Origin of the sequence: Alkalihalophilus marmarensis DSM 21297, assembly GCF_000474275.2 — a bacterium.
GTDB classification, from domain to species: Bacteria; Bacillota; Bacilli; order Bacillales; family Bacillaceae_D; genus Alkalihalophilus; species Alkalihalophilus marmarensis.
In genome coordinates, this window is record NZ_ATAE01000056.1 from 141,659 (window position 1) to 155,130 (window position 13,472).

The window sequence follows — 13,472 nt, forward strand, 5'->3', positions numbered from 1 at the left end:
TGAGCTTTTTCGATTAAACAATTCCTAACGTATTAATAAATACAATAATAATCACGATAGGAACAATATATTTCATTAAGAAAATCCAAAGAGAAAAGAACCCTTTAGCTAAACCATTGCCGCTCAAAAATTCCTGTTCCATTAAACGCTTCTCCATTTTAAAGGAAATGAATAAAGCGATGAATAAGCAGCCAAGCGGCAGCATGATATTACTTACTAAAAAGTCGGTCGCATCAAAAATCGGTCTTCCAAAGAACGTGACATTTGATAGCAAGCCAAATCCGAGAATTGTTGGAATCCCTGCTAGAAATACAACCAGTCCAGTATAGCCAGTTACTTTCTTTCGACTGCGCTGATTGCTTTCTGTAAAAGCAGAAATGATGATCTCAAGTAAGCTAAAAGAGGAAGTAAGTGTAGCAAAGAGAAATAACAGCAAAAATAAGGCTAAGAAAAGTTCACCTAGAATCATTTCAGCAAAGACTGCAGGCAGGACAATGAACAATAGACCAGGTCCTTCTGTAGGCTCAAACCCTAAGGCAAAGATAGCCGGGAAAATAGCAAGTCCTGCAAGTAAGGAGACAAATAGGTTCATTCCGACAACAGACGTAGCTGCTGATGGGATGCTTTCTTTTTTATCAAGGTACGAACTATATGTAACTAAACATGAAAACCCGACAGCTAAGGCAAAAAAGGATTGTCCTAGTGCATAAAGCACGCCTTCGCTTGTTATTTTAGAGAAGTCTGGCTGTAAGAAGAAACGAACACCCTCACCTGCGCCTTCAAGGGTCAGTGAACGTGCAACTAAAATAAGAAAGAATACAAACAGCAAAGGCATAAGAAATTTATTTGCTTTCTCAATTCCGTTTTTAATACCTAAAGACAAAACGAGTACATTAATAAGCATGAAAGCAAAGAGCCCGAGTAGTCCTATCCACGCTGTACTGGTAACCATCCCGAATAAAGCCCCGTAATCAGGTGTATTGCCGATAATCTGCCCTGTAACGGCTAGGACTGTATAGGTTAATACCCATCCTCCCACCACACTATAAAACGAAAGAAGGAGAAAGCAGCCTAGTACACCGAACTTACCAATCCATGTCCAGCCGCTGTTTGGTGCAAGCTTTTTGTACGCTGTAACCGCTTCCTTTTTTGAACCGCGTCCAATTACAAATTCCGCAATCAGCATAGGAAGTCCAATCAGAAGTGTAAAGGCAATAAAGAGGAGGAAAAACGCTCCTCCGCCATTTGTGCCTGTTACATAAGGGAACTTCCATATGGCGCCAAGACCGATCGCGGCCCCGGCTGATGCGAGAATAAACCCTAGTTTAGATGACCATTGCTCTCGATGTTCTCCCATCTTATTTCCCCCTTAGTATGTTTTTAGATTTCAGTTCGTAAACTCCATAACTCAGGGAAGAAACGTTGATCAAGAACTTTTTTCAAGTAATTAACCCCGGAAGATCCACCTGTTCCTACTTTAAAGCCAATGATACGTTCTACGGTCTTCATGTGACGGAAACGCCATTGCTGCAGCCAATCTTCAATGTCTACTAACTTCTCAGCAAGCTGATATAAATCCCAATAATTTTCTACATCACGATAGACAGTAAGCCAAGCTTCTCTTACGCTGTCGTCTTCTTCATATGGTTTTGAGTAATCACGATTCAACACTTCAGGATTAATTTTAAATCCAGCTTCAGCTAGCGCATCAATAGCTACATCATAAAGTCCAGGACCTTCGTAAGCCTCTTTTAATTGCTTGTGAAGCTCAGCATCTTTTTCATAAATCTTCAAGATATGAGGAGTCTTGTAGCCAAGAGCAAACTCAATTAAACGGTATTGATACGACTGGAAGCCTGAAGCTTGACCAAGTGAATCTCTGAATTCCATATATTCAGCTGGTGTCAGAGTAGATAATACATCCCACGCTTGGATAATTTGTGATTGAATTTTAGATACACGAGCAAGCTGTTTAAAGGACGTCTGCATATCACCTGATTGGATAGAGTGAATCGCTGCATTTGTCTCATGCAAAATAAGCTTCATCCAAAGTTCACTGACCTGATGAATGACAATAAATAACATTTCATCATGATGATCAGATAATCGCTCTTGTCCAGATAAGATTTGATCGAGCTTAAGATATTCGCCATACGTCATATTATTAATGAAATCAGTATGAATGCCTTTTTCATTGGCTGTCGTTTTTGTTGAATAAGACTCTTTTGTCATGTTCATTCTCCTTTAGAATCTAAGATTGTTTGCGAATAACCGCCCGGACTGGACTTCCATCCCCTTCTCTAATAGGCAGAGGAAGGGCAATTAATTCATAATCACCGTCTTCTGCATGATCGAGCATAATATTTTCTAAAATCGCAATATCATTTTTAAGCAAGGCATGATGTCCTTCTAACTCCTTACTAACCGGATGGTCCACTGACGGCACATCTACTCCGATTAATTGGATCCCGCATTGCTTCAGGTGGTCGGCCCCGCACGGAGTCACGTACGGAAAGTCTTCCGGAAAATGAGCAGGATTATTTGGAACCGATGTTTTAACAAGGACTCTTGTGACACCTGATAAATCAAATTGGCTGAAGGCATGCTCGTCTAATTTCTCAAAAGCAGACGCATCAATAACACGAGCTGAGCCTGTATACCGGTTAATATCAAGGTCAAGTACGCGAGCCCCGTCATTATCAAAATGGAATGGGGCATCAATATGTGTACCAGAGTGTAAGCTCATTGTCAGCTTACCAATATTCACTGAACCTGTTTGCTCTTTTGTATATTCGGTCACATAGTGAAAAGGGGTATCGCCAGGCCAATGGGCCAGTTTCTCATCTAATGGCTGTGAAATATCAATCCATTGATTATCCTTCATCAGGCCACGACACCTCGCTTGTTTTCATACTTTTTATAGAGTTCATTGTCCATAATTTCTTTTAAGATCTGCACGCTGTTCCATACATCCATATAGGAATTGTAGAGGGCTACAGGTGCTAAACGAATTCCGTTAGGCGAACGGAAATCAGGGATTACTCCTTTATCTTTCAATGCCTTACAAATACGAGCGGCTTCTGGATGTTCAATATATAAGTGGCCTCCGCGGCGCTCGTCTTCATCCGGGTTTCTAAATACAAAGCCGTACCCATCAAGCTCTTGGATCATGACATCTTTCATAAATCGAGTCATCTTTAGTGATTTTTCTCTAATTTTTTCAATGCCTGCTTCTTCAAATATTTCAAGAGAGCCGAGGATCGGAGCAACACTTAATACGTGAGGAGTTCCAATTTGGAAAGCACCTGCATCATCAGCTGGTGTAAGTGTGTGCTCCATATCAAACTGCTTTTCTTTATGTGAGCTGAACCAGCCTGCTAACCCTGGCATTGTACCGAAATGCTTCTTATTCACATATAGTGCTCCAACAGAGCCGGGGCCGCCATTTAAGTGTTTATAGTTGCACCAAAAAGCAAAATCTACATCCCATTCGCTTAATTTATGAGGGATCGAACCAATCGAGTGGCAAAGGTCGAATCCAATAAGGATGTTGCGCTTATGAGCCTCTTTGGTCAAACGTTTCATGTCTAGAATCTGCCCGCTCCGATAAAGAATACTTGGAAGCAAAATTAACGCTATGTCCTCAGTCATCGCTTCAATAATGTCGTCTTCATTTAAAGTGTGCCCGTCTTTACTCTTCACTTCAATTAAATGATCGTGGTAGTCTAGACCCTTTAACGTAATTTGACTTTGCAGCGCATAAATATCACTTGGGAAGTTCAATTCATCAGCCAAAATTTTTGTGCGTCCTTCAACCGGCTTATAAAAGGTAGAAACTAATTGATGCAGATTGGTTGTCGTGGAACCGGTTACAATCACTTCTTCAGGTGCTGCTCCGACTAATGGAGCCATCTTATCTCCTACTGTTTCTGATAAATAGAACCAAGGATTATCCCCATCAGTCCATCCGTCTATTCCAAGTGTCTTCCATGAATCTAACAGGTCCAGCAGGCTTTTTTCTGCCCGCTTAGATAGTAGTCCTAACGAGTTTCCATCTAAGTAAATGCTGTTTTTATTTAAATAAAATTCTTCTCTGAAACGTCCAAGTAGATCTTGTTGATCAAGCTCTAGCGCGTTGTCGGATGTTAATTGTTTTGTCATTATGGTCCTCCTTATTTCACTGATAAACTTATCGAGTGAAAAGTAAGAATACTTTTGATATTATTGTATAAGAGAAACTGACATGACGTCAATGACATTATGTCAGTGAAATGAATGAGAGAGTTATTAGGAGGAAGGCTGCAATGAAGAAACGATCTGTTAGGGAAGAGAAGGCGATTCAGACACGAGGGCGCCTGCTTCAAGCTGCCGAAGACGTTTTTATTGAACAAGGATTTGTGAAAACGACCATTTCTCAAATTATTAAACATGCCGGATTAGGATATGGCACTGCGTATGTTTATTTTCGGAATAAAGACGAATTATTTATAGAGCTTGTTGATGAATTAATGGATGCCTTTTATGAAGTGGGGGAACGTTCTTTTACCCCCGCTTCAACTAAAGAAGCAGCAGGTAGTATTAGAGAACAGGTTGAATTGTTTCTAACGCTTGCCCAAAAAGAAAGCCGTTTAATGAGCGTATTAAAAGAGGCAAGAGGCTCATCTGAAGTCATTGATGAAAAGTGGAATGAGATCCGTGAGCGTTTTATTAAAAGCATTACAAAAGATATCACCTTTGCTCAGACAAATGGATTAGCTTCGCCGCGTCTTGACGCAGCGCTTATTGCAAGGGGATGGTTTTATGCCAATGAGATGTTCATGTGGGAATGTGTCACAGGAGAATGTCGTCATTCAATTAAACAGTTAAGCGAACAACTGACAGAGCTTTATATGAATGGTCTGTATAGGAGCTAGCTGAAAACATAACTCATGAATTAGCGCACGGCCTCATATTCTGTTATATCGACTATTGGCGGGATGGAGGGAGACCTATGCTTGTTCGGGTTAGACGAGGAGATAATTTGTGGTACTACAGCCAGTTGTTTCGGCTTCCGCTCCAATTAGTGATTGATTCAAATGGTGGGGTAAACCCTAATGCCTTGCAGGTTGGAGCACTGGCAAGAATCCCAGGATATACGATACAATCTTACACCATTCAATCAGGAGATACATTTTGGACGCTTTCGAGAGAGTTTGGTCTGCCAATCGATTCTATCTTTTTGCTAAATCAGCAAACGAACCCTACTATGCTTCAAGTTGGAACTAATTTACATCTCCCAAGAAGAGTCACAGCTAAAATAGCTGATATAACAGATGACTATCGATTTTCTAAAATGACTGCAGACTTGGATCAATTAACTGAGATCTACCCCTTTATCCGAAGAAGAGTGATAGGAAGGAGTGTCATGGGAAAACCGATCGAAGAAATTAAGGTGGGTAATGGTCCAAAACGAGTTCATTTGAATGGCTCTTTCCATGCCCATGAATGGATTACAACGCCTGTATTAGTAGATTTCTTAAATGAGTACCTGCTTGCCATGACGAATCAGCAAACCATAAGAGAGATACCTGTTCTGCCATTTTACAATGAAGTAGAATTATCGATTGTCGCAATGGTTAATCCTGATGGAGTCGATTTAGTCATTGATGGGCTTCCAGATGAGGAGCCATATAGAAGCGTTGTGCTTGAAATAAATAATGGGAGTACCGATTTTTCCGGCTGGAGAGCCAATATTCAGGGAGTTGATTTGAATAATCAGTATCCAGCTAATTGGGAAGAAGAAGCTGCGACAAAACCTGCTCAGCCTGCATCTAGAGATTTTCCTGGGTATGCTCCATTAACAGAACCGGAATCAATAGCTATTGCAGAACTTACAATAGATAGTGATTTTAGCCGGGTTCTCGCTTTTCATACACAAGGAGAGGTCATATTTTGGGGCTTTCAAGGGTTTGAACCGCCAGAGTCTGAAGTGATAGTAGAAGAGTTTGCTAGAGTGAGCGGATTTAGACCGATTCAGTATGTTGATAGTTATGCTGGGTACAAGGATTGGTTTATTGAACAGTGGAGAAGACCTGGGTATACAGTGGAACTCGGTTTAGGGGAAAACCCGCTTCCTTTTTCCGATTATCCGAAGTTATATGAAGGTGCACAAGCGATCATACTCGCTTCTTTGTATATGTAAGCAAGGTGATCAGGCTCCAATTGCCTGATCACTTTTCTGTGTATTCAAATTAGTTGAAATCTTTATTTTGAGGTATGATAGAAAGTAATCTTTCGTTTTACTAAGAAAAAGCCGGGGTGTCTAGATTATGAGAAAGATTTTTTCGTTTATTAAGCCATATCGATTTCCGATGTGGATTGCCATTGTATTAATGTTAGTAGAGCTAGCAGTTGAACTTTTTCATCCCCTTCTATTAGCAAGGATTATTGATGAAGGTGTTGTTGCTGGAGATATAGATATAGTTATAAGGTGGGGGCTTATCATGATAGGGATGTCATTATTGGCTTTTCTATCAGGAGTGATTAATTCTTTTTATGCTGCCCATGTGTCGCAAAGTACAGGGTATGATTTAAGGCAGAGCATGTATACAAGAGTACAGTCATTTGCCTATTCTAAACTGCAAAATTTTGAAACCTCGTCTCTTATTACAAGAATGACAAATGATGTGACACAAATTCAAAATACGATATTTATGAGTTTGCGAATTATGATGCGAGCCCCGTTGCTGGTCATTGGGGGGACCATTATGGCTTTTGTGGTGAATGCAAAGCTTGCGTTATTTCTTGTGGTCACAATCCCAATTCTTATCTTCTTTCTTATTTGGATGATGAAAAAGGGCGGCAGCATGTTTCGTGAAGTACAAAATAAGCTTGATCAACTGAATCATGTCATGCGCGAAAATTTAAAAGGAATACGCATTATAAAAGCTTTTGTACGTAGAAACCATGAAGGAAAACGATTTAACAAGGACAATGAACGATTAAAAGATCAGACGATAAAAGCGCTGCGGTTAATGGAAGTGACCATGCCTGTCCTTTTATTGTTAATGAACGGTGCGATTATTGGGGTGCTCTGGTTTGGAGCGATCGATGTTGGGGCTAATCAAGCTCAAGTCGGTGAAGTAGTGGCAATTATTAATTATGCAACAAGAATCACTTCAGCTTTGACGGTATTTTCAATGATCATCATCGTCTTTTCAAGAGCAAGAGCTTCAGCGGCCCGTATTGATGAGGTTCTCTCAACTGAAACAGGAATGGAAGACGGAAGCATTGAGACAGCTATTGAACAAAGTAAACAGAGTGACAAACATATCGAATTTAATCATGTAACGTTTAACTATCCAAGAAGCCAAAAAGATGTCTTAAAGGATCTTTCCTTCTATGTGAAAAGAGGGGAAACAGTCGCTATATTAGGGGCAACGGGTTCAGGGAAGTCGAGCTTATTCCAGCTCATTCCTAGGTTGTATGATCCGCAAAAAGGCTCCATTTCTATTGATGGGATCGACTTGCGGGAATGGGAAATGGGTAAGCTGCGCCAGGTGATGGGTTATGTGCCGCAAGAATCCCTTTTGTTTACAGGTTCTATAAAAGAGAATCTAAGCTGGGGAAGAAAAGAAAGCACAGAAAGAGAGATGGAGGCATCTGCGAAAGCGGCTCAAATTCACGATACGATTGCTGCTCTACCAAAACAATATGAAACAAGAATTGGGCAAAAGGGTGTCAATCTCTCTGGAGGGCAAAAGCAAAGGATTTCGATTGCCAGAGCTCTTATCCGGCAGCCGCATATCCTGCTGCTCGATGATAGTACGAGCGCGCTTGATATGAAAACAGAAAGAAAGTTTTTGAAAGCATTAGAAGAATACCCTTGTACGACCCTTATTATTACACAAAAAATAAAGACCGCGATGGCAGCTGACCGGATTTTCCTTTTAGATCAAGGCCGGATGCTTGCTGAGGGATCGCATGAAGAACTGTTAAAGTACTCAGATCTTTACCAGCAGATCGCTCAATCTCAGCTAGGAAAGGAGGAGACACACCATGTTTGATCCTTTGACTCGTCCATTTAAGTATCAACCAATTGATTGGAGAGCGAGTGAACCAGCAACAAAGGGTAAGAAAAAGGAAAGAGCGAAGGATTGGTCAGGCACATTGTCTAGGCTTTGGTCTTATTTAGCCGTATATAAGGGCAAGCTTTTCCTTGTTGTGCTTATGGTGGTAGCAAGTTCGGTACTGAGCTTGCTTGGTCCTTTTCTAGTTGGAGTTTCGATTGATCGATTTATTGTGACAAATGAATTAAACGGTCTAACGACACTGCTGGTATTTTTATTTCTTATCTATATTGGGCATTCAGTGAGCATTTGGCTGCAAAATTACTGGATGGTCGAGGTAGCACAGAAGTCTGTGTACGAAATAAGGATGCACCTATTCACACATCTTCAAAAGCTGCCGATCCCGTTCTTTGATAAGAGGCAGCACGGGGAATTAATGAGTCGTGTCACAAATGATATGGAAAATGTCAGTTCTACTTTAAATAGTTCTGTGATCCAAATTCTCTCAAGTGTATTAACGTTTATTGGCATCCTAGGAGTGATGATTTACTTAAGTCCTTTAATGACAGTCTTGACACTTCTAATTATTCCAATAATGGTACTTGGGCTGAAATGGATCACAAGAAGAACAAGTGTCTTTTTTAAAGAGCAGCAGCGAAATATAGGAGATGTAAATGGATTTATTGAGGAAACTGTATCAGGGCAGTCCATGGTGAAGGTGTTCTCTCAAGAGGAGAGGGTTATTAGCGAGTTTGAAGAGAAGAACCAGAAATTAAAGCAATCTGGGTTTTGGGCTCAAACGTATTCTGGATTTATTCCAAAGGTAATGAATGTACTTAATAATTTGAGCTTTGCAGTCATTGCAGGTGTTGGCGGTGTGCTCGTTCTTCAAGATGCAATTACTATAGGGGTCATCGTTATTTTTGCTGAATATGCTAGACAGTTTACTAGGCCGTTAAATGATTTAGCTAACCAGTTCAACACGCTTCTCTCGGCAGTTGCAGGGGCTGAGAGAGTCTTTCAAATCATTGATGAGCCGGTAGAAAAAGATCAAAAAGACAGCCTGCCTGTCCCGAGATTTAAAGGGAATGTAGACTTTAGGGATGTCTCGTTTTCTTATGAAAAAGGTGAAAGAATCATCGATCACATTAGCTTTACTGTGAAATCAGGTGAAACCGCTGCGTTCGTAGGGCCGACCGGAGCAGGGAAAACAACCATTATTAATATGATCTCTCGTTTTTATGACCCGGATTCAGGAGAGATCTTGTTTGATGGAGAACAGGTGAACAAGTATGACAGAGAAGAAGTAAGGAGGCAGCTGGGTTATGTTCTTCAAGACCCGTTTTTATTTGAGGGAACGATTAGAGAGAACATTCGGTATGGGAGATTAAGTGCGACTGATGATGAAGTCGAACAAGCAGCCAAAGAAGCAAATGCCCACTCCTTTATTTCACACCTAGAGGAACAATATGACACGATCCTTTCTCAAGACGGGGGAGGAATCAGTCAAGGTCAAAAGCAGCTTATATCGATTGCTCGTGCTTTATTAGCTGATCCCTCTATCCTGATTTTAGATGAAGCAACAAGCAGTATTGACACTGTCACAGAGTTGAAGATACAAGAAGCACTCTTTAGGTTAATGAGGGGAAGAACGAGCTTTGTCATTGCGCACAGATTGAATACAATAGAGAAGGCAGATAAAATTTTTGTCTTAGTAGAGGGGAAGATTATTGAACAAGGAACACATGAAGAACTTAGCCATCAAAGAGGCTACTACCAGAAATTATACGAAGGGGATTAGGAGTAAGGCTGTACGCTTACTACTTCATAATAAATAGAGTCCATATACTATGATCGATAGAGCTGTCCTTTAGGGGCAGCTCTTTATTTTAGGACCTTAGTTTCGGAATTTGTCGAAAATTGTGTGAGGAAAGTTAAAGGAATCACTCACTCTATGTCGAATGTACGAAAAAGAAAAATATAAACTAGGGGTATTGAGAGATGATCATAGAGAAGTTATTACTACAAGTTCTAATTGTTTTATCTCCTGTTCTAATATATAGTGTCATTTCAAATGGAAAAAAAGAACCTCGCTTTCCTTTTTTGATGATATTTTACATGCTGGCTGGAGTATTATGCATCGTGTTTTCCTACCAAACATTCGGTTTGTATTGGGACCTGCGCTATGTGATTGTCGTCTGTGCTTTTTTGTATGGAGGAGTGAGGACAGGCTGGGTGGTATTCGCTGTTTTAATGCTGACAAGAACCATTTACGGCGGAGACCATTTACCATTTGCCTATCTTTGTATTACATCTGCTGCACTAGCCGCCTATTTTTTTCAAGCCAAGTATCAGCAAGTGGTGACAAAATGGAAAAAGGTATTATTTACGATAGCGCTCTCACTTGTCCCGGTAGTTATACAGGTGACGATTACAATGATCTTAGTTAGTCAGCATGCGTTGCCGGTTATGGACGAATCGGTCTTAGCAACCTACTTATTTTATTATGTATTTGTGATAATCATTGCGGCAGGATTCATCACACTCTTGCATGAAGCCGTTAATGAACGAAGACGAATGCAAGAAGAAATTATTCGTGCGGAGAAATTTAACACATTAGCGGGACTCGCCGCATCGATTGCTCATGAAGTGAGAAATCCTCTAACGGTAGTGAAAGGATTTCTGCAGTTAATGAAAGAAGATGACAAGAGCACGAATCAGCAGTATTTTTCTTTAGTACTCAATGAATTAGGTCGGGCAGAAAACATTATTAATGACTACTTGAGCTTTGCGAAGCCAGAATTAAAAAGTGTTGAAAATGTGAAGCTGCTAGAGACTGTACAAGAAATCCAGGCGCTGCTTCAGCCGTATGCGATTAAAGAGGGAGTACATTTAAATGAACTGCATGATATTGAAGAAGGGCTTTTAGTTAAGGCTGACAGAAATCAATTAAAGCAGGCTTTAATTAATTTTGTCAAAAATGCTATTGAAGCGACCCCTAATGGCGGGAATGTCAGTTTGATTGTTCAACAGGCTGGTAACATGGTGACTGTTCATATCTCTGATACAGGAAAGGGAATGAATAAAGAAGAGCTTAGCAGGATTGGTTCTCTATTTTACACTACGAAAGACAAAGGAACTGGTCTCGGGACAATGGTATCGATTCGCATTATTGAGGCGATGGCCGGGATGGTTACCTTTAAAAGTAAAGAATTAGTAGGTACCACAGTCTCTGTTTCTCTACCTGTTCAAAAAGAGCTAGCAACGATTCATTCGATTAATGATAAGAAAAAAGAAGCAATGTAGTGAAGCGAAAATGTTGTTATGGAAAACAGGAGAATTGGTGATAAAAACCAAATCTCCTGTTTGTATTATGTTAATCCTAATTCGGCTCTTTCTTCGTTTGTGAACACTCGTGACCGCGTTAAAAACCGTTTACCTTCAGGTCCTTCTAATGAAAACATGCCGCCGCGGCCTGCTACGACATCAATAATAAGCTGCGTATGCTTCCAATATTGATATTGATCTTTGGCAATGTAGAAAGGACAATCGGCGATATGGCCGAGCAGTACATCTTGATCGCCAATATTCAATTCTCCTTGTTGGTAGCACATCGGGGAGCTGCCATCGCAGCATCCCCCCGATTGATGAAACATCAAAGGTCCGTGAATGTCTTTTAGGTAGTGTATGAATTCTAGAGTCGCGTCGGTTGCTACAACACGCTCAACCATCAGCATCCCTCCGTTCTAGATTTAAAAGAATCCAAGTGCATCTTCGCTGTAGCTAACGAGCAGGTTCTTCGTTTGCTGATAGTGGCTTAGCATCATTTTATGATTCTCACGACCAATACCTGACTTTTTGTATCCGCCAAATGCAGCATGAGCTGGGTAGGCGTGGTAGCAGTTCGTCCAGACACGTCCAGCTTGGATTTCACGTCCGAAGCGGTATGCTGTGTTTATATTTCGTGACCATACACCTGCTCCAAGGCCATATAACGTATCGTTAGCAATGGCTAAAGCTTCTGCATCATCTTTAAATGTAGTAACTGAAACGACAGGGCCGAAAATTTCTTCTTGGAAAATACGCATATTATTTGTTCCAGCAAAGACAGTTGGCTGAACATAATAACCGTTAGCTAGATCGCCTTCAAGCTGGTTGCGTCCGCCGCCGGCAAGGCAAGTGGCGCCTTCTTGTTTTCCAATATCCAAGTAAGAAAGGATTTTTTCAAGCTGCTCTTGTGAAGCTTGTGCACCCATCATAGTATCTGGGTCTAGCGGGTTTCCGGTTTTGATTTCTTTAACACGAGCAATGACACGCTCCATAAATTCATCATAAATGGATTCGTGAACGAGGGCGCGGGACGGGCATGTACATACTTCACCTTGATTTAGGGCAAACATGACAAAGCCTTCTACCGCTTTATTTAAGAACGCATCATCCTTATCCATAATATCGGCGAAGAAAATATTTGGAGACTTGCCGCCAAGCTCTAAAGTGACCGGAATAATATTTTCAGAAGCATACTGCATAATTAAGCGGCCGGTTGTTGTCTCTCCAGTAAATGCTACTTTAGCAATACGGTTGCTTTGAGCAAGCGGCTTACCTGCCTCAACACCAAAACCGTTAACTACGTTTAATACCCCTTTTGGAAGCAGATCTTCAATCAGCTCTAATAAAACAAAGATTGAGACAGGAGTCTGCTCGGCTGGCTTTAATACGACGCAGTTTCCTGCAGCAAGGGCCGGTGCCAATTTCCAAGTTGCCATAAGAAGAGGGAAGTTCCACGGGATGATCTGTCCGACAACGCCTAAAGGCTCTTGGAAATGGTAAGCGACTGTATTCTCATCAATTTGCGAAATACTTCCTTCCTCAGCACGTAGGACACCAGCGAAATAGCGGAAATGATCAACAGCAAGCGGGATATCCGCATTTAAGGTTTCACGGACAGCTTTACCGTTTTCCCATGTTTCACTTACAGCAAGCATTTCAAGGTTTTCTTCCATACGATCAGCAATTTTATTTAAAATATTCGCGCGTTCTGCAGGAGACGTTTTCCCCCAGCTGTCCTTTGCGGCGTGCGCTGCATCAAGTGCAAGCTCAATATCTTCAGCAGAAGATCTAGCAACCTCGCAAAACACCTGTCCGGTTACAGGAGTAATATTTTCGAAGTATTTCCCACCTGCAGGAGGTGTCCATTCTCCGTTGATATAGTTTTCGTAACGATCCTTAAAGTGAATAAGTGCGCCTTCAGTGTTTGGGTTTTTGTAGACCATGTAAACTCCTCCTAAGTAAGTTGATATAAATGTGTTGAACATCACTTGTCCAAGATTTAATTTATGAAAGCGGTTGCAATAATAGACGTATAAACAGAGATCACATCCACATGATAAAATAGATTGAGACCCTTTATAAGAGAGGACCTGT

General features: G+C 41.0%; 11 protein-coding genes. 5 read left to right on the forward strand and 6 right to left on the reverse strand.

Annotation, left to right across the window (positions count from 1 at the left end):
- Positions 1–13: 13 nt before the first annotated feature.
- From A33I_RS18330 to kynU, 4 genes are read right to left on the reverse strand one after another with little or no spacing between them, the layout of a single operon-like run.
- Entirely contained in the window at positions 14–1,357 is a 1,344-nt protein-coding gene (locus tag A33I_RS18330) for a sodium-dependent transporter (protein ID WP_022629775.1), read from the reverse strand.
- A gap of 23 nt (positions 1,358–1,380) precedes the next feature.
- Positions 1,381–2,232 (reverse strand): tryptophan 2,3-dioxygenase, encoded by an 852-nt coding sequence (kynA, locus tag A33I_RS18335; protein WP_022629776.1) that lies wholly within the window; start codon positions 2,230–2,232, stop codon positions 1,381–1,383.
- 19 nt (positions 2,233–2,251) lie between these two features.
- The gene (gene kynB, locus A33I_RS18340; RefSeq protein ID WP_022629777.1) at positions 2,252–2,884 is read right to left on the reverse strand and encodes an arylformamidase; all 633 of its coding nucleotides are present in this window, start codon (positions 2,882–2,884) and stop codon (positions 2,252–2,254) included.
- Positions 2,884–4,161 (reverse strand): kynureninase, encoded by a 1,278-nt coding sequence (gene kynU / locus A33I_RS18345; RefSeq protein WP_022629778.1) that lies wholly within the window; start codon positions 4,159–4,161, stop codon positions 2,884–2,886. Before kynU ends, kynB begins: the two co-directional genes overlap by 1 nt.
- 143 nt (positions 4,162–4,304) lie before the next feature.
- Here kynU and A33I_RS18350 point away from each other — a divergent pair, with 143 nt between their 5' ends.
- From A33I_RS18350 to A33I_RS18370, 5 genes are all read left to right on the forward strand, one after another.
- Entirely contained in the window at positions 4,305–4,913 is a 609-nt protein-coding gene (locus tag A33I_RS18350) for a TetR/AcrR family transcriptional regulator (RefSeq protein WP_022629779.1), read from the forward strand.
- A 77-nt stretch (positions 4,914–4,990) separates the two neighbouring features.
- Complete coding sequence (locus A33I_RS18355; RefSeq protein WP_022629780.1) at positions 4,991–6,181, forward strand: M14 family metallopeptidase; 1,191 nt, start codon at positions 4,991–4,993, stop codon at positions 6,179–6,181.
- A 127-nt stretch (positions 6,182–6,308) separates the two neighbouring features.
- The gene (locus A33I_RS18360; RefSeq protein WP_022629781.1) at positions 6,309–8,045 is read left to right on the forward strand and encodes an ABC transporter ATP-binding protein; all 1,737 of its coding nucleotides are present in this window, start codon (positions 6,309–6,311) and stop codon (positions 8,043–8,045) included.
- A complete protein-coding gene (locus A33I_RS18365; RefSeq protein WP_022629782.1) occupies positions 8,038–9,849 on the forward strand; it encodes an ABC transporter ATP-binding protein in 1,812 nt (603 codons plus the stop codon). Before A33I_RS18360 ends, A33I_RS18365 begins: the two co-directional genes overlap by 8 nt.
- 200 nt (positions 9,850–10,049) lie before the next feature.
- The gene (locus tag A33I_RS18370) at positions 10,050–11,354 is read left to right on the forward strand and encodes an ATP-binding protein (RefSeq protein ID WP_022629783.1); all 1,305 of its coding nucleotides are present in this window, start codon (positions 10,050–10,052) and stop codon (positions 11,352–11,354) included.
- A gap of 65 nt (positions 11,355–11,419) precedes the next feature.
- Here A33I_RS18370 and A33I_RS18375 read toward each other — a convergent pair whose 3' ends face one another.
- Both A33I_RS18375 and adh read right to left on the reverse strand, forming a co-directional pair.
- Complete coding sequence (locus A33I_RS18375) at positions 11,420–11,779, reverse strand: DUF779 domain-containing protein (protein WP_022629784.1); 360 nt, start codon at positions 11,777–11,779, stop codon at positions 11,420–11,422.
- A gap of 21 nt (positions 11,780–11,800) precedes the next feature.
- Positions 11,801–13,321: an aldehyde dehydrogenase gene (adh, locus tag A33I_RS18380; protein ID WP_012957480.1), complete on the reverse strand. Its 1,521-nt coding sequence runs from the start codon at positions 13,319–13,321 to the stop codon at positions 11,801–11,803.
- Positions 13,322–13,472 lie beyond the last annotated feature (151 nt).

Bases quoted from the DNA above. Each gene is read 5' to 3' on its own strand.
- A33I_RS18330 (WP_022629775.1), bottom strand. From the start codon at position 1,357: ATGGGAGAACATCGAGAGCAATGGTCATCTAAACTAGGGTTTATTCTC.
- kynA (WP_022629776.1), bottom strand. From the start codon at position 2,232: ATGACAAAAGAGTCTTATTCAACAAAAACGACAGCCAATGAAAAAGGC.
- kynB (WP_022629777.1), bottom strand. From the start codon at position 2,884: ATGAAGGATAATCAATGGATTGATATTTCACAGCCATTAGATGAGAAA.
- kynU (WP_022629778.1), bottom strand. From the start codon at position 4,161: ATGACAAAACAATTAACATCCGACAACGCGCTAGAGCTTGATCAACAA.
- A33I_RS18350 (WP_022629779.1), top strand. From the start codon at position 4,305: ATGAAGAAACGATCTGTTAGGGAAGAGAAGGCGATTCAGACACGAGGG.
- A33I_RS18355 (WP_022629780.1), top strand. From the start codon at position 4,991: ATGCTTGTTCGGGTTAGACGAGGAGATAATTTGTGGTACTACAGCCAG.
- A33I_RS18360 (WP_022629781.1), top strand. From the start codon at position 6,309: ATGAGAAAGATTTTTTCGTTTATTAAGCCATATCGATTTCCGATGTGG.
- A33I_RS18365 (WP_022629782.1), top strand. From the start codon at position 8,038: ATGTTTGATCCTTTGACTCGTCCATTTAAGTATCAACCAATTGATTGG.
- A33I_RS18370 (WP_022629783.1), top strand. From the start codon at position 10,050: ATGATCATAGAGAAGTTATTACTACAAGTTCTAATTGTTTTATCTCCT.
- A33I_RS18375 (WP_022629784.1), bottom strand. From the start codon at position 11,779: ATGGTTGAGCGTGTTGTAGCAACCGACGCGACTCTAGAATTCATACAC.
- adh (WP_012957480.1), bottom strand. From the start codon at position 13,321: ATGGTCTACAAAAACCCAAACACTGAAGGCGCACTTATTCACTTTAAG.